Origin of the sequence: Yersinia sp. 2553 StPb PI (genome assembly GCF_052217105.1) — a bacterium.
GTDB classification, from domain to species: Bacteria; Pseudomonadota; Gammaproteobacteria; order Enterobacterales; family Enterobacteriaceae; genus Yersinia; species Yersinia enterocolitica_E.
Genome location: NZ_JAZGPX010000002.1, coordinates 353,407 through 376,717, shown reverse-complemented (window position 1 = coordinate 376,717; position 23,311 = coordinate 353,407). Strand labels below are relative to the sequence as shown.

Genomic DNA, 23,311 nt, shown 5'->3' with positions numbered 1-23,311 from the left:
AAAAGCTTCTGGCGGATGATTGGCTATCGATCCCGCCAGTATGAAGAAGTTAGAGCAAGCTAATCAACAGATAAGCATTTAATCCAACCACCACTAACACAATCATCTTCCCCAAAATCTGAATCAATTTTGAGTTAACCATCTCTCCCATCAATTCTTTATTGCCAGTAAAGACCAGCAATGGAACTAACGCCAACGCAATACCAAAACTCAGCAGTACCTGGCTCATCACCAAGATCCGTGTTGCATCCATACCCGCCAGAATGACAATAAAGGAAGGCAACATCGTGACCGAGCGTCGCACCCAGATAGGGATATAAAACCGGACAAAGCCTTGCATGACGACCTGCCCTGCCAAGGTCCCCACCACTGTCGATGACAACCCAGCGGCAACCAGACTCAAACCAAAAATAGTGGCTGCGGCATTACCTAACAGGGGTTGTAGTGTGAGGTACGCTTGCTCGATTTCAGCAATACTGCCATAACCATTGAAATGGAAAGCCGCCGCCGCCGTTGCCATCATAGCCAGATTCACAAAACCGGCAATTGTCATGGCAATCGCCACATCCAATTTAGTCGCAGCATAACGGGATGCCTTGGAGTTTTCTCCCGCCGTTTGCGTCAAGGATGAATGCAGATAAATAACATGCGGCATAATCGTGGCACCTAATACCCCGGCCGCTAGAAACACCGCGTCACGGTTAGGCAAGTCAGGAACCAACATACCGCGACCCAACGCCGCCAGTTCTGGTCGGGAGAAAATAAGTTCTACAATATAAGCCGCCGCTACAAATAACAGCAACCCACCGATAACCAGTTCGAGAGGTTTTTGCCCACGCTTTTGCAGCATAAGAATCAGGAAAGTGGCAATGCCGGTCAGGACAGCACCTTCAAGCAGGGTCACACCTAGCAGTAATTTAAACCCGATTGCCGCCCCAATAAACTCGGCCAGATCCGTGGCCATGGCGATCATTTCGGCTTGTACCCAGTAGGCCCATACCGCAGGCCGTGGAAAACGATCACGGATATGCTCAGCCAGATTTTTACCAGTGGCAATACCGAGTTTAGCGGACAGTAATTGGATCAACATAGCCATGATGTTGGCCCAAACCACCACCCACAATAAGGTATAACCGAAAGAGGCCCCCGCCTGAATATTGGTTGCGAAGTTACCGGGGTCGATATAACCGATGGCCGCGATAAAAGCAGGCCCCATCAGGGAGAGTTTTATCCTCCTTGATGTACGGCGGGATGTATCGACAGTACGGCTATTCAGCATTCAGTATTACCCTTGAAAACTTACGTCTACTTTCTTATCAATAATAATATCTAAATGATAATAATTATCAAGCGCACTTGGCGTGGTAGAACTTATCTCTCTGATAGCTAACACCGTATAATCAGCCGTGTAGCAATCACCCGTGGTAGCTTTCTGAAAAGTTGGGTTAAATGTTCCATCGCCCTTTTCGTAACGAATGACTACAATTGTTCAACCTAGCATATTTAAACTACTTCCGTAGCAAATTATTAACATCCTATTTTTTGTGATCCACTCCACTAATTCGTTTGCATTAGTGCAAGTGAATTTCTATATTTGCTGCCTACATCTCGTTTTTAATGTAGCCGTTACATAAAATGTCCACCGAAATCTAGCCTGCCTCAAATTTGGAGCACACATGTCCCATATTCTGCAGTTTGCGTTGGCCTTAGTCGTGGTGGCCATATTAGCTCTGGCGATCTGTAAGGATCGTAAAAGCATCCGCATTCGGTTTGTTATTCAATTGCTGGTAATTGAAGTGTTGTTGGCGTACTTCTTCCTCCATTCGGAAGCTGGATTGGGTTTTGTGAAAGGATTCGCCGGTTTATTCGACAAGTTGCTTGGATTTGCCGCCAACGGTACCGACTTTGTCTTTGGCAATATGGGTGATAAAGGTTTGGCGTTCTTCTTCCTGAGAGTGCTGTGCCCTATCGTCTTTATTTCTGCTCTGATTGGTATTCTGCAATATATCAAAGTTCTCCCCGTCGTTATTCGTATCATTGGTACTTTGCTGTCTAAAGTTAACGGCATGGGTAAGCTGGAATCATTCAACGCCGTCAGCTCACTGATTCTGGGTCAATCTGAAAACTTCATCGCCTATAAAGACATTTTGGGCAAAATGTCTGAAAAACGCATGTACACCATGGCAGCAACTGCGATGTCGACAGTTTCTATGTCAATCGTGGGTGCATATATGTCAATGCTGGACGCGAAGTTTGTGGTTGCGGCGCTGGTACTTAACATGTTCAGTACCTTTATCGTGTTGTCATTGATCAACCCGTATAAAGCAGAGGACGAGGAAGAGTTGCAACTAAGCAACTTGCACGAAGGCCAAAGCTTCTTTGAAATGCTGGGTGAGTACATTCTGGCCGGTTTCAAAGTTGCTATCATCGTTGCAGCCATGCTGATTGGTTTTATCGCGTTAATTTCTGCGATGAATGCCTTATTTAGCTTGCTGTTCGGTATCAGCTTCCAGGGTATCTTGGGCTATGTCTTCTTCCCGTTTGCCTGGGTGATGGGCGTACCGACTCATGAAGCCTTACAAGTTGGTGGCATCATGGCAACCAAACTGGTATCTAACGAATTCGTGGCAATGATGGACTTGCAGAAAGTGGCATCAGAACTGTCGCCACGCAGCGTGGGTATTCTGTCAGTGTTCCTGGTTTCATTCGCTAACTTCTCCTCTATTGGTATCGTAGCCGGTGCGATTAAAGGTTTGAATGAGCACCAAGGGAATGTGGTTTCACGCTTTGGCTTGAAGCTGTTATACGGCTCTACGCTGGTCAGTGTGCTGTCCGCCTCTATTGCGGGCCTGGTACTCTAAGTATCAGAAAAAAATCTCTAAAGAGGCGCTACGGCGCCTTTTTTTATACCTGCGATTCATACCCGGACTATTTACACGGATGATGACTCTTTGAGTAATCAAAGGCTGGACAACTTTAGTGGGTAAGTTTAATGCCGCGACTGATGTGATATGCCCGTTAATAAGCAATAGATGACGTTCTAAGTCAGGTAGTAAATATAATGGTGGGTCGTGCGGGATTACTCGGTCTCTGACCTCGCCCTTCGGGTCAACGCTCCCGCGTTGCTGTCTCGCTTCGCTCGGCTCGAACCTGAACGCAGGGTCTCACCCACACGATTTCGTGTAGTTTTTGAGTTTTTAAATCTGGGGAAGTTAATACGGTACTTGATATAATGGTGGGTCGTGCGGGATTCGAACCTGCGACCAATTGATTAAAAGTCAACTGCTCTACCAACTGAGCTAACGACCCATTATATAGATTTATTCGACATTTTTAACACGAGTCATGCGGGATTACTCATCCTGCGGATTCGCCCTTCGGGTCAACGCTTACGCGTTGCTGTCTCGCTTCGCTCGGCTCGAACCTTTAACCAATTGATTAAAAGTAACTATTCTGCCAACTGAGCTAACGACCCATTATATGGTAATACGAAGTAAAAGAAGTGGTGGGCGATACCAGATTCGAACTGATGACCCCCTCCGTGTAAAGGAGATGCTCTACCAACTGAGCTAATCGCCCACTTCTACTACCTTGAATCTTAATACTTTTAACAATGAGTGATGAGTGGTGGGCGATACCAGATTCGAACTGATGACCCCCTCCGTGTAAAGGAGATGCTCTACCAACTGAGCTAATCGCCCTCATCTATCTCATTTATTGCATAACACGTCGAGTTTGGTGGGCGATACCAGATTCGAACTGATGACCCCCTCCGTGTAAAGGAGATGCTCTACCAACTGAGCTAATCGCCCCGCCGTGTTGTTGGAGTCGCATTATAGGGATAGTTCGAAGTGAGTCAACGGTTTTTAAAACGAAAACAATCGTTCGCCGCAAATTTAAACAGGATGCGATATTTATCGCCGCTATGAACCTTTATTAAATGATCCCCAAAATATTTCAAGGTGCAGGACGGCGGCAAACAAATGAACCCGATGAGCTTACCCAAGGATGTGATTCGGGTGAGTGAGTGCGGCCAACACACCTGCAATTTGAAAGATGACAGGGATATCATCAATTGCATACCGGTAACATCGTTGAGGAATTACTACAGGGTGGTAGAATGTCGCCTACTTTTTCAAATTTCGAGCAACTGTCAGCTTTTGCTGACCGGCGTAGCGTAATAAGGCATCGATTCCAATGAAGATCAAAACCCGTTTTGCACCCAGTCCTACCGGCTATCTCCATGTAGGTGGCGCACGCACCGCATTGTATTCCTGGCTGTTCACCCGTCATTTAGGTGGTGAATTTGTTCTGCGCATTGAAGATACCGATCTTGAGCGCTCAACTCAGGAAGCCATCGACGCTATTATGGACGGTATGAACTGGTTGAATCTGGATTGGGATGAAGGCCCGTATTTTCAAACCAAACGGTTCGATCGCTACAATGCGGTGATTGACCAAATGTTGGAAAAGGGCACCGCTTATCGCTGCTATTGTTCTAAAGAGCGCCTGGAAGAGTTGCGTGAAACCCAAATGGCCAATGGCGAGAAACCTCGCTACGATGGTCGTTGCCGCGATAGCCAGTGCACTCATGGCGCTGATGAGCCATCAGTGGTACGTTTTCGCAACCCGCAGGAAGGTTCAGTCATTTTCGACGACAAAATCCGTGGCCCTATTGAATTCAGCAATCAGGAACTGGATGACTTAATCATCCGCCGTACCGATGGTTCACCAACCTATAACTTCTGTGTCGTCATCGATGACTGGGATATGGAAATCACCCATGTTATCCGTGGTGAAGACCATATCAACAATACACCGCGCCAGATTAATATTCTGAAAGCATTAGGCGCGCCAGTGCCTGAGTATGCTCATGTATCAATGATTCTGGGTGATGACGGTAAAAAACTGTCGAAACGCCACGGGGCTGTTGGTGTTATGCAATACCGCGATGACGGCTATCTGCCAGAGGCACTACTGAACTATTTGGTGCGTTTGGGTTGGTCTCATGGTGATCAGGAGATTTTCTCTGTGGCCGAGATGACCGAGCTGTTTACCCTCGATGCAGTCAGTAAGTCAGCCAGTGCATTCAATACTGAAAAATTACAGTGGTTGAATCATCACTATATCAATAGCCTGCCACCAGAGCATGTTGCTGTTCACCTGTCATGGCATGTTGAACAACTGGGGCTTGATACCCGTAATGGCCCTGAGTTAGTTGAAATCGTAAAACTGCTAGGTGAGCGCTGCAAAACGCTGAAAGAGATGGCCGAGTCCTGCCGTTACTTTTACGAAGAGTTTGACGAGTTCGATGCTGATGCGGCTAAAAAACATTTGCGCCCAGTAGCCCGCCAGCCACTTGAAGCAGTTAAAGCCAAACTCGCCGCCATCAACGCCTGGACCACTGAAAACGTTCACAACGCGATTCAGGGCACGGCTGATGAGTTAGGTGTAGGTATGGGTAAAGTGGGGATGCCGCTGCGTGTCGCAGTCACTGGTGCGGGTCAATCGCCAGGAATGGATGTCACTGTCCATGCTATCGGTCAGGCACGCTCACTGGCACGTATTGATAAAGCATTAGCCTTTATCAGCGAGCGCGAAGCACAACAATAATACGGTTATTGTGCGTTCAATCAGGCGGCTATTCAGGCCGCCTTTTTATTATTATTCGTTAGATAGTGTGAGCGACATTTAATATTTAATGCTATTTACCCGCTGATTTGGCGGCTTTTTCAGCGCTTAACGCGAGAAATCGAATTAGCCGTTGACACTGTTTCAGTGGTTTCATATCATGCGCCCCGTTCACACGATTTATTATGTGCACATTGGGGCTATAGCTCAGCTGGGAGAGCGCTTGCATGGCATGCAAGAGGTCGACGGTTCGATCCCGTCTAGCTCCACCAAATTTTCTTGTTTGATTGCATCATCAGGCCAGAAAAGGGTGGCATCATAGATAAGTCAGTACGAACAACCACATTTGTGGGGCTATAGCTCAGCTGGGAGAGCGCTTGCATGGCATGCAAGAGGTCGACGGTTCGATCCCGTCTAGCTCCACCACTCTTTAAAAAACCGGCTTATGGCCGGTTTTTTGCTTTCTCGCGCAAGCCTCCCTCACTCTTTGTCATTTATCTCTGTTATCCTGCGAACTAATCAAAGGTATTGATTACGGTGGAAATAGGCATGAATCAGCAGCAACAAATCATTCAATGGCTACAGGCTGACCCTCATCGTATGCAGGCTTTGTCGATTGCCCGAGAGCTCGGGTTAAAGCAGTGGTGTCTGGCGGCAGGATTTGTGCGTAATCTGGTGTGGGATCAATTGCACGGGTACCCGTTAGCGACCGCGCTCAATGATATCGATTTAGTCTATTTCGATAAGCAACATGCCCACGAGCAGCATGACTTACAGCGAGAAGCGCAGCTACAGCAAAAGAGTGCGGCTCAGCATCTCTCCTTCCCCTGGTCAGTAAAAAATCAAGCCAGAATGCACCTGTATAGGGGTCGCCAACCTTATACCAGTACCGACGATGCTATTAGCTACTGGGTTGAAGTAGAAACAGCAATCGGTGCCAGGCTCAATGCGAGCGGCGATATTGAGCTGGTGGCTCCACTGGGTTTGGGCGCACTGTTTACCCGAACGATCACCTTGAACCCGAAAAACGGTGAGGTCGATACCTACTACCAACGGGTAAATAGCAAAGGTTGGCTGCAACATTGGCCTGAACTACGTTTGGTAATTTAACGTTTCAGAACCGTGTGGTAGCGTTTAAAAAAACAACCAAGTGATAAGCAAGTGATAAGATTGTGTAAAGCAGCCCTCAAAAGTTAAAGGTTAATATCCTCCCGTCGATAAGCATTACTCCATCCAGGTTTTACTAAGGAATAATGATGTCGAATACTATCTCTGCAGCATCCGTGTCAGTGAGCAGCAGTAGCTCTTCTGACAGCAGTGCGGCGGCACAAATTAAATCCATTAATCAGCAGATCCAAAAACTGACCGAAAAATTAAGTACCTTAAAAGATTCCGGTTTGACTGCAGATGAATTACAAAAGCAGCAGCAACAGATTCAGAGTCAAATTGCAGCGCTGCAAGCTGAGCTTGCCCGTATTCAGGCCAAGGAAGCGGATAAAACCAAAGAAGGTGACAACAATGCGGCAACTGCGCCCGCCGGTGATGGAGTAAACCGCCCTTCCGCACAGAACCAGATTGACGTTTATATTTAATAACATTGATATTCGGTTAAACAGTGATAGGGCGATGGCAACATAACGGCTATCGCCCTGTTTTAGAAAGTAAAATCAACCACGCTTGAGGGGTTTTACCAAACCATCCAATCCCTCGATTTTAATGGTCAGCGTCAGCTCCATCAACATACCTAACTTGCCTGGTGGGAATTCCCCTTTGCGGGCGAACCAGAGCAGGTACTCTTCAGGTAAGTCGATTAATACCCGCCCTTGGTATTTACCAAACGGCATCCGGGTATTGGCAATCTCAATCAAATTCTCTTTTCCATACAGCCCTCTGGCGTTACCACTATTCACCCAGCAGACGAATCATTTCCGCTTCATCAATGACTGTAATCCCAAGCTCCTGCGCTTTCGCCAGTTTTGAGCCAGCCGCCTCACCAGCAATAACCAGATCCGTTTTTTTGGAAACACTGCCACTCACTTTGGCACCTAAAGCAGCCAGACGATCTTTCGCTTCGTCCCGTGAGAGAATGGTCAGTGAACCCGTCAACACCACTGTTTTCCCAGCAAAGGGGCTATCAATCTCTTCAGCAACAATTTGCTGTGGCTCAGGCCAACTGATCACTTGCTCTAGCGCCTCGATCACTTTCTGATTGTGTTCTTCACCGAGGAAATTCCGCACATGCCTGGCCACCACTTCCCCTACATCCGGCACACTTTTTAATGCTTCGATATCTGCCGCGCGCAGATTCTCCAGATTACAGAAGTGAGCCGCTAAATTAGCCGCAGTCGCCTCGCCGACTTCACGAATACCCAAGGCATAGAGGAAGCGGGCGAAGGTTGTTTGTTTCGCTTTCTCTAACGCCGCAATCAGATTTTGTGCCGACTTTGGCCCCATCCGATCTAAACCGGTCAGTTTGCCAGCGGTCAACTCAAATAAATCAGCCGGGTTCTCGACATACTGTTTCTCTACCAGTTGCTCGATAATCTTGTCACCCATTCCGTCCACATCCAACGCCCGGCGGGAAACAAAATGCTTCAACGCCTCTTTACGCTGCGCTGCGCAGAACAGACCACCGGTGCAGCGGGCAACCGCCTCACCTTCTACCCGCTCGATATCAGAACCACATACCGGGCAGTGCTCCGGGAAAACTATCTCTTTGGCATCCTGCGGGCGTTGTTCCATCACCACACCAACCACTTGCGGGATCACATCTCCAGCGCGGCGAATAATAACGGTATCACCAATGCGTATACCAAGACGCTCAATTTCATCGGCGTTATGCAGTGTCGCATTACTGACAACCACGCCAGCCACCTGCACCGGTTCCAGACGTGCGACCGGGGTGATAGCACCGGTGCGCCCCACCTGAAACTCCACGTCGCGAACTTGAGTTATCTGTTCCTGCGCCTGAAATTTAAACGCCGTAGCCCAACGGGGAGCGCGTGCTACAAACCCCAATCTTTCTTGCAAGTCGAGTGAATCAACCTTGATAACCACGCCATCAATATCAAACCCCAAACTGGCACGGTCCTGTTCTACCTGACGATAGAAGGCAATGACCTCATCACTACCGGTGCATAACTTCACTCGATTACTGACCGGCAGACCCCAGGCTTTAAATTGCATCAGGCGCTGAATATGACTGCGCGCAAGCTCACCGCCATCGAGTAAACCCACACCATAACAGAAGAACATTAATGGCCGTTTGGCGGTGATGCGGGGGTCGAGCTGACGTAACGATCCGGCAGCAGCATTGCGTGGATTGGCAAAAATTTTACCGCCTTTGCGACGCGCCTCTTCGTTAAGTTGCTCAAAACCCGCTTGTGGCATAAAGACTTCACCGCGAACTTCCACCCGCTGTGGGATATTCTCCCCATGCAGGCGCAGTGGAATGGCACGGATGGTACGCACATTCGCGGTAATATTTTCACCCGTGGTACCGTCACCACGGGTAGCAGCTCTAACTAACTCACCATTCTCATACAATAGGCTGACCGCCAGGCCATCGAGCTTCAGCTCACAGCAGAAGGTCAACGGTTCAGCGGTTTTCAGCCGGTCATGCACCCGTTTGTCAAAAGCCAGGTAGCTCTCTTCATCGAAAACGTTATCAAGAGATAACATCGGCACTTCGTGTCTAACCTGTTCAAATGCATCAAGCGGCGCAGCACCAACCCGCTGTGTCGGTGAATCATGAGTAATCAATTCAGGATGTTGTGCTTCCAGGGAACGTAATTGCTGCATCAAACGGTCATATTCAGCATCAGGGATCTCAGGGGCATCCAACACATGATAAAGATGTTCGTGATGGCGCAATGAGGTTCTTAGTTGATTAATTTGCTGAATTATCGATTCCATGGCTCACCATCAAAGATAAAAAACCCCCGGCATGCGGGGGTTCGGGTTAATTCGATTCATTGCGAGGTAACGTTATCAGGCGCTAGCGTTTGCATCCAGCACTTCACGGATACGCGCCTTATACGTTTCCAGCTTCTGCGGGGTCATCATGCGGCGATCATCATCCAACACTACACCACCGACATCATCAGCAATGCGTTGGGCTGATTGCAGCATTAATTTAAAGTTCTGATTGGCATCACCATAAGACGGCACCATCATAAACATTGAGACACCCGGCGTTGAAAAATCAGACATGGTATCAGGGTCGAAAGAACCCGGTTTTACCATATTCGCCAAACTGAATAATACTGGGCCACTGCCTGCCGGGCTAAGATGACGATGGAAAATACCCATCTCACCAAACTGGAAACCAGACTGAAGAACACTCTGTAGCAGCAACTCGCCGCCAAGAGCGCCACCATGATGCGCAGCAACATGCAGCACCAAAACGGTCTCTTTCAGTTTCTGTGGTTTCACCTCTGCTGCCGGAGCGACAGGCTCTGGTTGTGATTCCACATGTTGTGGTGCCACACGAGGTGCAGGTTCTGCCACATGCTGTGGCTCTGCGTGTCGCGGTTGCGAATACGACTCTTCAACCGATCCAAGCAAAGGATCACGCTGTGATGCATGCGGTGGTTGCTCAGCCGATAGCCCACCCAAAAGAGGGTCGTCATAGTCTGTTGGCACTGAAGCAAAAGGCTTGTGACGAGGTTCCGTCTTGACCTGAGCCGGTTTGGTATCAGTATGCTGAATAACCGGCATGTCTTCGTCGTCGTCATCAATATGACTAAACGAAGGCTTCTCCTGTGGATGAGCAGTGCGGACGCGCACTTCTCCTACCCCTTCATCGAGACTCTCGATCGGGGTTTCAACACGTTCTTGTTTCGGACGTTTAACTGGGCGATCGCGAAAAAGTGAAGAGCGTTCTTTACGGCTGGTCCATAAACCATGCAATAACAACGCTATTATGGCGATCGCGCCAACAACGATTAATATCAGACGCAAATCCTGCATCATTACTATCTCTGTTGTTCCAATACATTGCCACCGCGGCAAACATTCACCCTTTAACTCTATTTGCCAACGAACACAAGTGCAAGTCCGTGCTCAATTTTCTTCGAAGAAAGATGATTATGCTAGATGTTTCGCTCGTTTTTTGCACAATATGTGACTATGCAGTGGGAAATCATACCGATATGATACGTGGGTCAATAGACTTACAGAGAACTGAATGGCATGGCGTATACGCAAAAAGCGGTAAAAAAGGTGAGTGGTGTCCATTATTTCGCCCAAGGATGGCAATTAATTTCCCGTCCGGGTATCCGGCGATTTGTTATTTTGCCCTTACTGGTAAATATTCTGCTGATGGGGGGCGCTTTCTGGTGGTTATTCAACCGTATAGGTGATTGGGTTCCACAATTGATGAACCATGTTCCCGACTGGTTACAGTGGCTGAGTTATTTGTTGTGGCCAGTAATGGTTATCTCGGTGCTACTGGTATTCAGTTACCTGTTCAGTACCCTGGCCAATATTATTGCAGCCCCCTTTAGCGGCTTGCTGGCTGAGCAACTGGAGGCCAGTCTGACGGGTAAACCACTGCCAGACACCGGTATATGGGGAATAGTTAAAGATTTGCCGCGCATCATGGCGCGCGAGTGGCAAAAACTGGCTTACTACCTGCCCCGGGCATTAGGGCTACTGCTGCTCTACTTTATCCCTGGCATTGGTCAGACCGTTGCGCCGGTATTGTGGTTCTTATTCAGTGCCTGGATGCTATCAATTCAATATTGCGATTATCCCTTTGATAACCATAAAGTGAGTTTCCAGCAGATGCGCAGTGCATTGCGACAAAATAAAGTCGATAACTTGCAATTTGGTGCACTGGTGAGCTTGTTTACTATGATCCCATTCCTTAATCTGGTGATTCTGCCGGTTGCCGTTTGCGGAGCCACCGCAATGTGGGTAGATCGTTACCGCGACCAGTTTACTCAACCACCTCGTTAATCTCCTTTGGGCGTGCCAGCCACGCCCTTAAAGCTATTGGGATTAAAACTTATTTCCTAATAACATATCGATATACTAATTACTTACTTCCATAGCCATACTGTTAGCGTATGCTTTGAACGTTTCCTACATTTTCATAGAGTTAAAGGACGGGCTATGAGCAAGATATATGAAGACAACTCTTTAACAATCGGCCATACGCCGCTGGTTCGTCTGAACCGTATCGGTAACGGGCGCATTTTGGCGAAGGTTGAATCACGCAATCCAAGTTTCAGCGTTAAATGCCGTATCGGTTCCAATATGATTTGGGATGCCGAAAAGCGCGGCATTCTGACCGCAGGCAAAGAGCTGGTAGAACCTACCAGCGGTAATACCGGCATTGCTTTGGCATTTGTTGCCGCCGCTCGCGGTTATAAATTAACCCTTACCATGCCAGAAACCATGAGCATTGAGCGCCGTAAGCTACTAAAAGCGCTCGGCGCTAATCTGGTCCTGACCGAAGGGGCCAAAGGGATGAAAGGAGCCATTGCTAAAGCGGAAGAGATTCAAGCAACTGACCCTGACCGTTACCTGATTTTGCAGCAATTCAGTAATCCAGCGAATCCGGAAATTCATGAGCAAACCACCGGCCAGGAAATTTGGGAAGATACCGATGGTGAAGTGGACGTCTTTATCGCAGGTGTCGGTACCGGTGGTACCCTGACCGGTGTTAGCCGCTACATTAAAAATACCAAAGGCAAAGCGATTATCACTGTGGCGGTTGAACCGACTGACTCCCCGGTTATCACGCAAGCGTTGGCTGGACAGGAAATCAAACCCGGCCCACATAAAATCCAAGGTATCGGTGCTGGCTTTATTCCCGGCAACCTCGATCTGAGTTTGGTTGACCGCGTAGCGTTGGTAACCAATGATGAAGCTATCTCAATGGCTCGCCGTTTGATGGACGAAGAAGGTATTTTGGCCGGTATTTCTTCCGGTGCAGCAGTTGCGGCAGCAGTCAAACTTTCCGAAGAAGATGGCTTTACTGACAAAACAATTGTGGTTATTCTTCCCTCCTCGGGTGAGCGTTATTTAAGCACAGCATTGTTTGCAGATTTGTTCACTGAGCAAGAGCTGCAACAGTAGTCAGGCTGTCGCACTAAATGCTAAAAAAGCACCCTCATGGGTGCTTTTTTTGTGGCGCACTTCAAAGTTTTTACTACATAAAGATTGATTTTACCCTCTGGGTTTAGTATTTAACCGGTCAATTATTTTGATACGCGAAATTAATCGTATCTTGAGTGAATCTCTGGCTGAATCGATTTAACAATTATGCAATGCGACAAAAAATGTCATCACCGAACGTGGATTGAAGACATAACGCAAAGAGAGCATTATTCTTAGATACGACAGTGTCGATTTTAGACCTGAATTCAGGTTGCATCAGAAACTGTCTTTGTGACTTGCCGGTGGTTGAGGCATAGTCATGCGCAAGTCAGATGGTCTTGTTATACGCGCACCAATACAGGCTAAAGTTTGGGTTCTACACTAAACTTTAGCTCCACAACATAAATCCAATAAGTTGGGGAAATACAATGTTCCAGCAAGAAGTTACTATTACTGCACCAAATGGTCTGCATACCCGCCCGGCTGCCCAGTTCGTAAAAGAAGCAAAAGGCTTTGCGTCTGAAATTACTGTGATCTCTAACGGTAAAAGCGCCAGCGCCAAGAGCCTGTTTAAACTACAAACTCTGGGCCTGACCCAAGGTACTGTTGTTACGATCTCGGCTGTTGGTGAAGATGAGAAGAAAGCTGTTGAGCATCTGGTAAAACTGATGGCTGAGCTTGAGTAATCACGCACGCTTTTTTAGTTAACACCAGTCAAGAGTAAGGTAGGGTTATGATTTCAGGCATTTTAGTATCACCGGGTATCGCTTTTGGTAAAGCACTTTTGCTGAAAGAAGATGAGATTGTCATCAACCGGAAAAAGATCTCTGCTGACCAAGTGGAGCAGGAAGTCGAACGTTTCAAATCTGGGCGGGCCAAAGCGTCTGAGCAGTTAGAAGCGATTAAGACCAAAGCTGAAGCAAGCCTCGGCGAAGAGAAAGCTGCCATCTTCGAAGGGCATATCATGCTGTTGGAAGACGAAGAGCTTGAGCAGGAAATCATAGCCCTCATCAAAGATGAGCATGCCTCTGCTGATGCAGCCGCTTATTCAGTGATTGAGGGGCAGGCAAAAGCCCTGGAAGAACTGGATGACGAATACCTGAAAGAACGTGCGGCTGACGTGCGTGATATCGGTAAACGCCTGCTGAAGAACATTCTCGGTCTGACCATTGTTGATCTGAGTGCCATTCAGGATGAAGTTATTCTGGTTGCCACCGATTTGACGCCATCAGAAACCGCACAGCTTAATCTGGATAAAGTGTTAGGGTTTATCACCGATTTAGGTGGCCGTACCTCTCACACTTCGATTATGGCTCGTTCGTTGGAACTCCCTGCTATCGTCGGCACCTCCGATGTGACCAAACAAGTCCAGAATGGCGACTATTTGATCCTTGATGCAGTAAACAACAAAGTCTATTTAAACCCAACTGCCGATATTATTGAGCAGTTGAAAGCGGTGAATACTCAATACATCACCGAGAAAAATGATCTGGCCAAATTAAAAGACCTGCCTGCTATCACCCTTGATGGCCATCAGGTTGAAGTGGTTGCCAACATCGGTACTGTGCGTGATATCGCCGGTGCTGAACGTAATGGCGCTGAAGGTGTTGGTCTGTATCGTACCGAATTCCTGTTTATGGACCGCGATTCTTTGCCTACAGAAGAAGAGCAGTTCCAGGCATATAAAGCCGTTGCTGAAGCGATGGGCTCTCAGGCTGTTATCGTCCGTACCATGGACATCGGCGGCGATAAAGATTTGCCGTATATGAACCTGCCGAAAGAAGAGAACCCATTCCTGGGCTGGCGCGCTATCCGTATTGCTATGGATCGCAAAGAAATTCTGCACGCACAGCTGCGTGCAATCTTGCGAGCCTCAGCATTTGGCAAATTACGTATTATGTTCCCGATGATTATTTCGGTTGAAGAAGTACGTGAACTGAAAGCAGAACTTGAACTGCTGAAAGGCCAATTACGTGTAGAAAACAAGGCCTTCGATGAAACTATCGAGGTCGGTGTAATGGTTGAAACACCTGCGGCGGCGGTTATCGCTCGCCATTTAGCTAAGGAAGTTGACTTCTTTAGTATTGGGACAAACGATCTAACTCAGTATACTCTGGCAGTAGATCGTGGCAATGAGCTGATTTCTCATCTCTATAATCCAATGTCGCCATCGGTATTGGGCCTGATCAAACAGGTTATTGATGCATCTCACGCTGAAGGTAAGTGGACCGGTATGTGCGGTGAACTTGCTGGTGATGAACGTGCTACACTGTTGCTATTGGGCATGGGGCTGGATGAGTTCAGCATGAGTGCGATTTCGATCCCACGCATCAAGAAAATTATCCGTAATACGAATTTCGAAGATGTGAAGGTGTTGGCAGAGCAGGCATTAGCTCAACCAACAGCGAAGGAATTGATGGATTTGATTACCACATTCATCGAAGAAAAAACACTCTGCTAATTCCACGATACTGGAACGCTGCCCGATATAAATACTTAGGAGAAGATCATGGGTTTGTTCGATAAACTGAAATCACTGGTTTCAGATGACAAAAAAGACAGTGGTACTATTGAAATCGTTGCGCCATTGTCTGGTGAAATCGTCAACATTGAAGATGTTCCTGATGTTGTTTTTGCAGAGAAAATCGTTGGTGATGGTATTGCTATCAAGCCTTCAGGCAATAAAATGGTTGCTCCTGTTGATGGCACCATCGGTAAAATTTTCGAGACTAACCATGCTTTTTCTATCGAATCAGACAGCGGCATTGAGCTGTTCGTCCACTTCGGTATTGACACTGTTGAACTGAAAGGCGAAGGCTTCAAACGCATCGCTGAAGAAGGCCAGCGCGTCAAGAAAGGTGATGTGGTTATTGAGTTCAATCTGGCCCTGCTGGAAGAGAAAGCCAAGTCTACATTGACGCCGGTTGTTATCTCCAACATGGACGAGATCAAAGAACTGATTAAGTTGTCCGGTAGTGTCACCGTTGGTGAAACACCAATTATTCGTATCAAGAAGTAATCTCATACGAATAAAAAAACGGCGCCTAAGGGTGCCGTTTTTGTTTTCTGCTATTACCGTTACTGTCAAACTACTCCACTGCAAGCCAACGTGGAATCCGTAGTGTAATCACCAATCCCCCCTGCTCACCATTGCGTGCTTCAACCTGCCCGCCATGGGCCTGAATCACCTTACGCGTAATGGCCAATCCCAAACCATAACCTTTGCCAGACATCGCCGACTTAACGCGCACAAAGGGGTCAAAAATACTGGATAACTTGCTCTCTTCAACGCCTGGCCCTTGGTCAGCAACCTGAATCTGATAACTCTTATCCACCAATGAAAGTGTCACTTTTACCTGTTGCCCATGAACGGAGAAACGCAGCGCATTGCGGACAATGTTATCAATAGCCCGTCGCATCAATTCAGCATTACCTCTGACGGTGTACTCGATAGGGGGCAACACCTGTAGCAAGATCTCAACGCCCGGCACCTGCGCCTCAAAGCGCGCATCATTTACCACCACTTTGACCAGCTCATGCAAATCGAAATACTCGTCATCGTCAGCAAGATCGTGGTTTTCAGCTCGTGAAAGTGCCAGCAACTCACCAATCATCTTATCCAACCGTTCCGATTCATGCTCAATACGCTGTAATGAGCTTTCAACATTGCCAGGATTCTGGTGCGCTAAGCCAATCGCCAGTTGCAAACGCGCCAGCGGGGAACGCAACTCATGGGACACATCATGCAGTAGTTGTTCCCGCGCACTGACTAGAGCTTCGAGCCGTTCGGCCATTGAGTCAAAGTCACGCGCAACTTCAGTCAGCTCATCATGACGCCGCCGCATTACCGGCAGCAATCGTACCGACAAATCCCCCTGTGCCACCCGTTCAAAACCGGCACGCAACTGGCGCATCGGCCGCGTTAGATTCCAGGCTAATAACGCGCTAAAGAACAAACCGCCTAATACGCCCATCCAAATCATAGGGATAGGAATATTCAGTATTTCATGGCGCTTTTCATCGGGGCCACCCTGCTGATTAACGGGGCGCAAGCCATCGATGTCGTAACTGACACGATAGTTTTGTCCATCAGGGCCTTGGGCCCAAGTGGTAACCTCACGACGATAAAACTCAGGTTCACCGCCTTGGGGAATCGATTTCCCGGTAAGCGCCTCTTCAGTCAGCGGTGGCAGCGCCGCCACCGGTAATACAGAAAAATGGGCTTTATCAGCCTCCGACCAGTTAGCTGTCATGGTACTTAGCGCAGGCAAACCACCGGAATGTAATACCGACGCCGCCGAGGCAACCTGTAATTTGGCAATTTGCCGCACCATTTCACGCTCAGGGGGTTCATGGCGATTGCCATAAAAGGAGAACACCAGCCACAGCATCTGGGTCATTAAAATAAAGGTAAACCAAAAACCCAGCAGGATTTTCCAAAACAACCGTCCGCGCATAAGCAATCTCACTCCACCCAAGGCTATTATCTGATGCGATAACCAATACTACGTACCGTTTCAATATTCAGATTGTTCCCCGGCAGGGCTGCAAGTTTTTGACGTATATTGCTGATATGCACATCAACACTGCGGTCATAGGCTTCCCGTGGTCGGCCTAATCCTTTATCGGATAACTCATCTTTGGTAACCACCCGCTCTGGTGAACGCAACAGCAGTTCCAACAAGTTAAATTCCGATGCAGTCAGATCAAACGGTTTACCCTGCCATTCACTGCTGCGCGTTGACGGGTTGAGTGTGAGGTCGCCATGGCTGATGATACTGTCATCGGCTGACGGCACCTCAGGATGTTCATCAAAGCGGCGCAATACTGCGCGCAAGCGGGCGACTAGCTCGCGGGGATAACAGGGTTTAGGCATATAGTCATCTGCCCCCATTTCCAGACCGATAACCCGGTCAATATTATCCCCTTTAGCGGTTAACATAATGATCGGTAAGCGACTTTTTTTACGCACTTGCCGCAAAACATCAATACCACTCATATCAGGCAACATAATATCGAGGATCAAGGCGGTATAGTCTCCAGATAAGGCTGCGGCAATACCCGCTTTACCGGTTAATACCAATTCGGCATTAAAGCCCTCACCGCTCAGGTATTCTCTCAGCATAGTGCCCAGTTCCACATCATCATCGACTAACAAAATCTTCATTTTTAACTCTCCTGCCTGATTTCGGCTATTTTCATGCCTATTTGACTCGCGCGCAGCCGGTTTTACTCAATCCTTACATATTCTTGAATCTCACTTAACTCACACTCATCGGTGTTGGCGGTAAATTATCCCCCTGCATTTGGTTTCACCGTTCTCTTCATTGTGGTTCAAGGATCTTTGATTGATTATGCAACAGGTTACAAGGTCGAAACGACGCTTTATCGGGCTGGCTGTACTGCTGCTGATAGCGGGCGGCGTGCTGCTATTCAGATTGATTTCACCGGCGGATAAACCCGCTTACATCACCGCCGCCGCCGAAACTCGCACTCTGGAACAAACTGTCTTGGCTGATGGCACCATCAAGGCACAAAAACAAGTCACTGTTGGGGCTCAGGTTTCAGGGCAAATCAAAGCGCTCCATGTCACCCTAGGACAGCAGGTTGAGAAAGGCCAGTTAGTGGCTGAAATTGATGACCTGACTCAGCAAAATACCCTGAAAGATGCCGAAGAAGCGCTGAAAAATGTGCTCGCCCAACGAGCGGCGAAAGTGGCAACACAGAAAAACAACCTATTGACCTACCAACGGCAGCAGCAAATTTTGGCCAAAGGTCTCGGCGTACGCGCTGATTTTGATAGCGCCAAAGCCACATTAGAAAGCACTCAGGCGGAAATTACTGCGCTCGATGCCCAGATTGCACAGGCGGAAATTGCCGTCAGTACCGCCAAACTCAATCTTGGGTACACTAAAATCAGCTCACCCATCACAGGTACAGTGGTGGCAATCCCGGTTGAAGAGGGGCAAACCGTCAACGCAGTACAAAGTGCGCCAACGATTATCAAAGTCGCTCAGCTCGACACCATGACGATAGAAGCACAAATTTCTGAGGCTGACGTGGTGAAAGTTAAAGCCGGTATGCCGGTTTACTTCACTATTTTAGGTGAGCCGGAAGAACGATTCAGTGCCACGCTGCGGGCAATAGAACCGGCGCCTGATTCGATCAACGATGAAACCACCACCACCTCATCCAGCTCAAGTAGCAGCTCCAGCTCCAGTAGCACTGCCATTTATTATAACGGCCTGTTTGATGTTGCTAACCCAAATGGCGCGTTACGAATTTCAATGACCGCGCAGGTCTACATCGTGCTCAACAAAGCCGAGAACGCCATCGTTATCCCCGCAACCGCATTAAACAACGTAAAAGGAAAGTATCAGGTCCAAGTGGTGAGCAACAACGGCAACATCGGTTGGCGTGAAGTGACCGTTGGGCTAAATAACAATGTTGATGCACAGATCCTCTCAGGCCTGCAAGCCGGAGAACAGGTGATCGTCAGCCAAGGCAGCAGTACCACCGCCAACAATAAGGCCCAACGTATGGGGCCACCGATGGGGATGTAACTGATGCCAGACCTCAACCACAGTAAGATCTTACTTCAGCTTGATAATGTCAGCCGTGAATTTATTAATGGCGAACAGACGGTTCAAGTGCTGAAAAATATCAATCTAACTATTTACAGCGGAGAAATGGTGGCGATTGTTGGCGCATCAGGCTCCGGTAAATCAACGCTAATGAATATTCTCGGTTGTCTGGATAAACCCAGCGCAGGCGAATATCTGGTCGCTGGCCGGATCCCACAACATTTGGACCGTGATGCGCTCGCCGAACTGCGCCGTGAACATTTTGGCTTTATCTTTCAGCGCTACCATCTGCTAAATGATTTGAGTGCGCGGGAGAATGTGGAAATTCCGGCAATTTACGCCGGTATCAATCGCGAGGAACGTAAAAAGCGAGCCGCCAGCCTGTTGTCTCGCCTCGGTCTGGCCGAGCGGCTGGATTATCGCCCAAGCCAGCTTTCCGGGGGGCAGCAGCAGCGGGTCAGTATTGCCAGAGCACTAATGAACGGCGGGGAAGTTATTCTGGCCGACGAGCCCACCGGAGCACTTGATACTCACAGTGGTAATGAAGTCTTAAATATCCTGAAAGACTTACACCAGCAAGGCCACACCGTGGTAATTGTCACCCACGATATGTCGATTGCAGAACATGCGCAGCGAATTATTGAATTGAGAGATGGCGAGGTCATTGCTGACCGACAAATGCAGTCGACAAAATCAGTAAGTACAGCAACCGTCGAACAAGAACCAGACATTGCCAGTAAACCACTACTCACCTCGTGGAAAGCGCAGCGCGACCGCCTACAAGAAGCGTTTAAAATGGCAATACTGGCGATGGCCGCACAGCGTTTGCGCACCGTACTGACCATGCTGGGGATTATTATTGGCATTGCCTCGGTGGTATCGGTGGTGGCACTAGGAAAAGGTTCGCAACAACAGGTTTTGGCGAATATCAACGCGATGGGGACCAGCACGCTGGAGATTTTCCCTGGCAAGGATTTTGGTGATATGCGCTCAGCGGCAATCCATACTCTACGGGCGACCGATGCGGATGCCCTGGCACAACAAGGTTATATTCACAGCGTGACACCAACGGTTTCGACCAGCACCACGCTACGTTATGGTAATAAATCGGTCAGTGGCACCGTCAATGGGGTCGGTGAGCAATATTTTCTGGTGCGTGGCTACAATATCAACCAGGGAATGGCCTTTAACCGCGCTAGCGTCGATGGCCTGATGCAAGAGGCAGTCATTGATGAAAACACCCGCGATAAGCTGTTTGCCCAAGGCGAAAACCCCATCGGAAAAGTTATCTTACTTGGCGCTCTGCCCTGCCGCGTGATTGGTGTGGCGGCCAAGAAACAAAGTGGTTTTGGTAGCGACGAGAACCTCAATGTGTGGATCCCCTATACGACGGCGATGAAACGTATGCTCGGCCAATCTTATCTAAAGAGTATTACCGTGCGGGTGAACGATGATATTGACCTGGCGAATGCTGAACAGGGTGTAACAAAATTGCTCACTCAACGTCACGGGACACAGGATTTCTTCGTGATGAATACCGACAGTATCCGTCAAACCATTAAGAAGACCACCTCAACCATGACATTGCTGGTATCAATGATTGCGGTTATTTCCTTGATCGTTGGTGGTATTGGAGTGATGAATATTATGTTGGTATCGGTCACCGAACGTACTAAAGAAATAGGCGTGCGGATGGCGGTTGGTGCCCGTGCCAGCGATATTATGCAGCAGTTTTTGATAGAGGCGGTATTAGTGTGCTTATTGGGCGGTGGCCTTGGCGTAATATTATCGCTAGCGATCGGCCTGATATTCAGTCAGTTCAGTAGTAACTTTTCAATGGTTTATTCAACAACATCCATCATGATGGCCTTTATATGTTCTAGTTTGATTGGGATTATTTTTGGTTTTTTCCCTGCCAAACGGGCAGCCGAGATGGACCCTATCAGGGCTTTAGAGCGGGAGTGAAGATGATTGGGGATATTAGAATCATCATCTATATCCCCTTCAATAGACTAACAATCAATACAATCTCGATATTATTTATCGATAAAATAGAGAAACATAAAAATAACAGCAGCCTATATCAACAACAAAGTAAATCATGACCAACCAGAGCATCAGATATAATTCAATCATAACCGCCATATTATTATAAGACAATTCCCACAAAACAAGATTATTCTTAATAATAGCAAATTAACTTTATTAAATTTAAGCTAACAGCCTGAAGAACCTTTACACCTCTAATTACCTACGGTAATGTGTGGCTATACATATTAAAATACCAGACCATGCTTGGCCTAGTATTATCTATTTTTTATAATACACGTATAAATATCTCTATCCTTTTGGCGTAGTTATTTTCGTCATATTGGTATTCCACAATCTATTTTTGCTTTCAGCATACTGGGTGCTGTAAATCAGGGGCGGTAGCGTGGACAAACCAGATTAAATTTTTGGACAACAACAGATGGCTCGTAGTGGTTTCGAAGTACAAAAAGCTGCCGTTAACGCTTTGTTTCTAAGGGAAATTAAAACTAGATTTGGCAAGTATCGGCTGGGTTATCTTTGGGCGGCGCTAGAGCCTATGGCTCACATGCTCATGCTACTAGGCATTTTCGGCTACATTATGCAGCGTACCATGCCAGATATTTCCTTCCCGGTTTTTCTGATTAATGGGATTGTTCCCTACTTCGTATTCATTAATATCAGTAACCGGTCGATTGGTGCTATAGAAGCCAACCAAGGCTTATTTAACTATCGCCCGGTAAGGCCGATAGACACCATCATTGCCCGCGCTGTTTTAGAATCATTAATTTATGCGGTAGTTTACATCTTACTGATGGCGATCGTCGGCCTGCTTGGCGAGGAGTTTGAAGTCATTAACCTTATTTCGCTGGTTCTAGTCTGGTTAATGCTAATCATTTTCTCCTGCGGCGTCGGTCTGAGTTTTATGGTGATAGGAAAAACCTTCCCCGAAACCGAGAAGTTTCTACCCATTCTGTTAAAACCGCTCTACTTTATTTCCTGCATTATGTTTCCGCTCCATTCAATTCCAAAGGATTACTGGCCGTACTTACTGTGGAATCCGTTAGTCCATGTCGTTGAGCTATGCCGTGAAGCCGTCGTTCCGGGTTATGTCAGCGAAGGTGCCAACTTATACTATCTGGCCTTCTGTACGTTGGTCAGTCTGTTTGTTGGGCTTGTGTTGTACCGTAACGGTGAAGAGGCGATGCTAACCTCATGATCAGAATTGAAAATCTAACCAAATCTTATCGTACCCCTGCTGGGCGCCATTATGTTTTTAAAAATCTGCATGTCGAGTTTCCTGCTAATAAAAGTGTGGCCTTAATTGGTCGCAATGGTTCAGGTAAATCAACGTTATTACGTGTCATCGGTGGTATCGACCGGCCTGATAGCGGCAAAGTTATTACCGATAAAACGATCTCCTGGCCAGTAGGACTAGCAGGTGGATTCCAAGGGAGTTTGACCGGGCGTGAAAACGTTAAGTTTGTCGCCCGCCTGTATGCAACAGACCGTGAATTACGAGAGAAAGTAGCCTTTGTTGAAGAGTTCGCCGAGCTTGGCAAATACTTTGATATGCCAATCAAAACCTACTCTTCTGGCATGAAATCCCGCCTGGGTTTTGGCCTGAGTATGGCATTTAAGTTTGATTACTATCTGGTGGACGAAGTCACCGCTGTAGGGGATGCGCGCTTTAAACAAAAATGTGCAGACCTGTTCAAATCCCGCCACCAGGAATCAAGCTTTCTTATGGTTTCCCATAGCCTCGGTTCACTGAAAGAGTTCTGCGATGCCGCGCTATTTATTGGCCGAGATAATCAGGTGAAATATTTCGAGTCAGTAGATGAAGCGATTGCGGTTTATAAAGTGGATGAAGGGATATAGTTTTGTTGCTTTAGTTTTAAGCAAATAAGATAAATTAAAACAACCTGTAAATTTAGCCTCAGGGTTTTGACTATACTCCC

19 protein-coding genes, 6 tRNA genes and 2 other RNA genes are annotated in these 23,311 nt (G+C 47.6%); 15 read left to right on the top strand and 12 right to left on the bottom strand.

Annotated elements, in window-relative coordinates; all coding sequences use genetic code 11:
- Positions 1 to 49: 49 nt before the first annotated feature.
- Positions 50 to 1,279: an Nramp family divalent metal transporter gene (locus tag V2A84_RS02850; RefSeq protein WP_442848578.1), complete on the bottom strand. Its 1,230-nt coding sequence runs from the start codon at positions 1,277 to 1,279 to the stop codon at positions 50 to 52.
- Positions 1,280 to 1,676: 397 nt separating this feature from the next.
- Here V2A84_RS02850 and V2A84_RS02845 point away from each other — a divergent pair, with 397 nt between their 5' ends.
- A complete protein-coding gene (locus V2A84_RS02845; protein ID WP_083163451.1) occupies positions 1,677 to 2,861 on the top strand; it encodes a NupC/NupG family nucleoside CNT transporter in 1,185 nt (394 codons plus the stop codon).
- Between the two features lie 201 nt (positions 2,862 to 3,062).
- Here V2A84_RS02845 and V2A84_RS02840 read toward each other — a convergent pair.
- From V2A84_RS02840 to V2A84_RS02815, 6 genes are all read right to left on the bottom strand, one after another.
- Positions 3,063 to 3,188, bottom strand: a non-coding RNA gene (locus tag V2A84_RS02840) — RtT sRNA.
- Positions 3,189 to 3,233: 45 nt separating this feature from the next.
- Positions 3,234 to 3,309: transfer RNA gene (locus V2A84_RS02835), tRNA-Lys, on the bottom strand.
- Positions 3,310 to 3,352: 43 nt separating this feature from the next.
- Positions 3,353 to 3,444, bottom strand: a non-coding RNA gene (locus V2A84_RS02830) — RtT sRNA.
- Between the two features lie 59 nt (positions 3,445 to 3,503).
- A tRNA-Val gene (locus V2A84_RS02825) sits at positions 3,504 to 3,579 on the bottom strand.
- A 46-nt stretch (positions 3,580 to 3,625) separates the two neighbouring features.
- Positions 3,626 to 3,701 (bottom strand) — tRNA-Val (locus V2A84_RS02820).
- Between the two features lie 35 nt (positions 3,702 to 3,736).
- Positions 3,737 to 3,812, bottom strand: a tRNA-Val gene (locus V2A84_RS02815).
- A 385-nt stretch (positions 3,813 to 4,197) separates the two neighbouring features.
- On the opposite strand from V2A84_RS02815, the gene gltX reads away from it, so the two are divergent.
- The 5 genes from gltX to V2A84_RS02790 all read left to right on the top strand — a co-directional run bounded on the left by gltX (position 4,198) and on the right by V2A84_RS02790 (position 7,223).
- On the top strand, positions 4,198 to 5,613 hold the full coding sequence (gltX, locus tag V2A84_RS02810) for a glutamate--tRNA ligase (RefSeq protein ID WP_083163449.1): 1,416 nt from the start codon (positions 4,198 to 4,200) through the stop codon (positions 5,611 to 5,613).
- A gap of 214 nt (positions 5,614 to 5,827) precedes the next feature.
- A tRNA-Ala gene (locus V2A84_RS02805) sits at positions 5,828 to 5,903 on the top strand.
- 78 nt (positions 5,904 to 5,981) lie between these two features.
- A tRNA-Ala gene (locus V2A84_RS02800) sits at positions 5,982 to 6,057 on the top strand.
- A 123-nt stretch (positions 6,058 to 6,180) separates the two neighbouring features.
- A complete protein-coding gene (locus tag V2A84_RS02795) occupies positions 6,181 to 6,741 on the top strand; it encodes a nucleotidyltransferase family protein (protein ID WP_083163446.1) in 561 nt (186 codons plus the stop codon).
- 146 nt (positions 6,742 to 6,887) lie between these two features.
- Positions 6,888 to 7,223, top strand: coding sequence for a FlxA-like family protein (locus V2A84_RS02790; RefSeq protein ID WP_083163444.1), 336 nt, complete (start codon positions 6,888 to 6,890; stop codon positions 7,221 to 7,223).
- Between the two features lie 75 nt (positions 7,224 to 7,298).
- Here the strand turns inward: V2A84_RS02790 and V2A84_RS02785 are convergent, their stop codons facing one another.
- From V2A84_RS02785 to zipA, 3 genes are all read right to left on the bottom strand, one after another.
- Entirely contained in the window at positions 7,299 to 7,517 is a 219-nt protein-coding gene (locus tag V2A84_RS02785; protein WP_442849109.1) for a DUF3820 family protein, read from the bottom strand.
- A gap of 16 nt (positions 7,518 to 7,533) precedes the next feature.
- Complete coding sequence (ligA, locus tag V2A84_RS02780; protein ID WP_083163443.1) at positions 7,534 to 9,546, bottom strand: NAD-dependent DNA ligase LigA; 2,013 nt, start codon at positions 9,544 to 9,546, stop codon at positions 7,534 to 7,536.
- A 75-nt stretch (positions 9,547 to 9,621) separates the two neighbouring features.
- Positions 9,622 to 10,605 carry a cell division protein ZipA gene (gene zipA / locus V2A84_RS02775; RefSeq protein WP_102970550.1) on the bottom strand — a complete coding sequence of 328 codons (984 nt, stop codon included), beginning with the start codon at positions 10,603 to 10,605 and terminating at the stop codon, positions 9,622 to 9,624.
- A gap of 219 nt (positions 10,606 to 10,824) precedes the next feature.
- Here zipA and cysZ point away from each other — a divergent pair, with 219 nt between their 5' ends.
- The 5 genes from cysZ (at position 10,825) to crr (ending at position 15,757) form a co-directional block, all read left to right on the top strand.
- A complete protein-coding gene (gene cysZ, locus V2A84_RS02770) occupies positions 10,825 to 11,592 on the top strand; it encodes a sulfate transporter CysZ (RefSeq protein ID WP_083163438.1) in 768 nt (255 codons plus the stop codon).
- Between the two features lie 156 nt (positions 11,593 to 11,748).
- Positions 11,749 to 12,717: a cysteine synthase A gene (cysK, locus tag V2A84_RS02765; RefSeq protein ID WP_442848577.1), complete on the top strand. Its 969-nt coding sequence runs from the start codon at positions 11,749 to 11,751 to the stop codon at positions 12,715 to 12,717.
- Positions 12,718 to 13,166: 449 nt separating this feature from the next.
- Positions 13,167 to 13,424 (top strand): phosphocarrier protein Hpr, encoded by a 258-nt coding sequence (ptsH, locus tag V2A84_RS02760; RefSeq protein WP_083163435.1) that lies wholly within the window; start codon positions 13,167 to 13,169, stop codon positions 13,422 to 13,424.
- 47 nt (positions 13,425 to 13,471) lie between these two features.
- Positions 13,472 to 15,199, top strand: coding sequence for a phosphoenolpyruvate-protein phosphotransferase PtsI (gene ptsI / locus V2A84_RS02755; protein WP_083163432.1), 1,728 nt, complete (start codon positions 13,472 to 13,474; stop codon positions 15,197 to 15,199).
- Between the two features lie 48 nt (positions 15,200 to 15,247).
- On the top strand, positions 15,248 to 15,757 hold the full coding sequence (crr, locus tag V2A84_RS02750; RefSeq protein ID WP_004392561.1) for a PTS glucose transporter subunit IIA: 510 nt from the start codon (positions 15,248 to 15,250) through the stop codon (positions 15,755 to 15,757).
- A 70-nt stretch (positions 15,758 to 15,827) separates the two neighbouring features.
- Here the strand turns inward: crr and V2A84_RS02745 are convergent, their stop codons facing one another.
- Positions 15,828 to 17,195, bottom strand: a complete 1,368-nt coding sequence (locus V2A84_RS02745; RefSeq protein WP_083163430.1) for an ATP-binding protein — start codon at positions 17,193 to 17,195, stop codon at positions 15,828 to 15,830.
- A 26-nt stretch (positions 17,196 to 17,221) separates the two neighbouring features.
- A complete protein-coding gene (locus V2A84_RS02740) occupies positions 17,222 to 17,905 on the bottom strand; it encodes a response regulator transcription factor (RefSeq protein WP_083163427.1) in 684 nt (227 codons plus the stop codon).
- 187 nt (positions 17,906 to 18,092) lie between these two features.
- Here V2A84_RS02740 and V2A84_RS02735 point away from each other — a divergent pair, with 187 nt between their 5' ends.
- The 4 genes from V2A84_RS02735 (at position 18,093) to V2A84_RS02720 (ending at position 23,231) form a co-directional block, all read left to right on the top strand.
- A complete protein-coding gene (locus V2A84_RS02735) occupies positions 18,093 to 19,301 on the top strand; it encodes an efflux RND transporter periplasmic adaptor subunit (RefSeq protein ID WP_083163425.1) in 1,209 nt (402 codons plus the stop codon).
- 3 nt (positions 19,302 to 19,304) lie between these two features.
- Positions 19,305 to 21,287: a MacB family efflux pump subunit gene (locus V2A84_RS02730; RefSeq protein WP_372569431.1), complete on the top strand. Its 1,983-nt coding sequence runs from the start codon at positions 19,305 to 19,307 to the stop codon at positions 21,285 to 21,287.
- 505 nt (positions 21,288 to 21,792) lie between these two features.
- Positions 21,793 to 22,569: an ABC transporter permease gene (locus tag V2A84_RS02725; protein ID WP_083163420.1), complete on the top strand. Its 777-nt coding sequence runs from the start codon at positions 21,793 to 21,795 to the stop codon at positions 22,567 to 22,569.
- Positions 22,566 to 23,231 (top strand): ABC transporter ATP-binding protein, encoded by a 666-nt coding sequence (locus V2A84_RS02720; protein WP_083163418.1) that lies wholly within the window; start codon positions 22,566 to 22,568, stop codon positions 23,229 to 23,231. The genes V2A84_RS02725 and V2A84_RS02720 overlap by 4 nt, the downstream gene beginning before the upstream one ends.
- Positions 23,232 to 23,311: the final 80 nt, after the last annotated feature.

What these genes read in the sequence shown, in the direction of transcription:
- ptsH (WP_083163435.1), top strand. Translation starts at nt 13,167, where the DNA reads ATGTTCCAGCAAGAAGTTACTATTACTGCACCAAATGGTCTGCATACC.
- V2A84_RS02845 (WP_083163451.1), top strand. Translation starts at nt 1,677, where the DNA reads ATGTCCCATATTCTGCAGTTTGCGTTGGCCTTAGTCGTGGTGGCCATA.
- ptsI (WP_083163432.1), top strand. Translation starts at nt 13,472, where the DNA reads ATGATTTCAGGCATTTTAGTATCACCGGGTATCGCTTTTGGTAAAGCA.
- zipA (WP_102970550.1), bottom strand. Translation starts at nt 10,605, where the DNA reads ATGATGCAGGATTTGCGTCTGATATTAATCGTTGTTGGCGCGATCGCC.
- cysZ (WP_083163438.1), top strand. Translation starts at nt 10,825, where the DNA reads ATGGCGTATACGCAAAAAGCGGTAAAAAAGGTGAGTGGTGTCCATTAT.
- gltX (WP_083163449.1), top strand. Translation starts at nt 4,198, where the DNA reads ATGAAGATCAAAACCCGTTTTGCACCCAGTCCTACCGGCTATCTCCAT.
- V2A84_RS02720 (WP_083163418.1), top strand. Translation starts at nt 22,566, where the DNA reads ATGATCAGAATTGAAAATCTAACCAAATCTTATCGTACCCCTGCTGGG.
- cysK (WP_442848577.1), top strand. Translation starts at nt 11,749, where the DNA reads ATGAGCAAGATATATGAAGACAACTCTTTAACAATCGGCCATACGCCG.
- crr (WP_004392561.1), top strand. Translation starts at nt 15,248, where the DNA reads ATGGGTTTGTTCGATAAACTGAAATCACTGGTTTCAGATGACAAAAAA.
- V2A84_RS02790 (WP_083163444.1), top strand. Translation starts at nt 6,888, where the DNA reads ATGTCGAATACTATCTCTGCAGCATCCGTGTCAGTGAGCAGCAGTAGC.
- V2A84_RS02735 (WP_083163425.1), top strand. Translation starts at nt 18,093, where the DNA reads ATGCAACAGGTTACAAGGTCGAAACGACGCTTTATCGGGCTGGCTGTA.
- V2A84_RS02725 (WP_083163420.1), top strand. Translation starts at nt 21,793, where the DNA reads ATGGCTCGTAGTGGTTTCGAAGTACAAAAAGCTGCCGTTAACGCTTTG.
- V2A84_RS02740 (WP_083163427.1), bottom strand. Translation starts at nt 17,905, where the DNA reads ATGAAGATTTTGTTAGTCGATGATGATGTGGAACTGGGCACTATGCTG.
- V2A84_RS02745 (WP_083163430.1), bottom strand. Translation starts at nt 17,195, where the DNA reads ATGCGCGGACGGTTGTTTTGGAAAATCCTGCTGGGTTTTTGGTTTACC.
- V2A84_RS02730 (WP_372569431.1), top strand. Translation starts at nt 19,305, where the DNA reads ATGCCAGACCTCAACCACAGTAAGATCTTACTTCAGCTTGATAATGTC.
- ligA (WP_083163443.1), bottom strand. Translation starts at nt 9,546, where the DNA reads ATGGAATCGATAATTCAGCAAATTAATCAACTAAGAACCTCATTGCGC.
- V2A84_RS02850 (WP_442848578.1), bottom strand. Translation starts at nt 1,279, where the DNA reads ATGCTGAATAGCCGTACTGTCGATACATCCCGCCGTACATCAAGGAGG.
- V2A84_RS02795 (WP_083163446.1), top strand. Translation starts at nt 6,181, where the DNA reads ATGAATCAGCAGCAACAAATCATTCAATGGCTACAGGCTGACCCTCAT.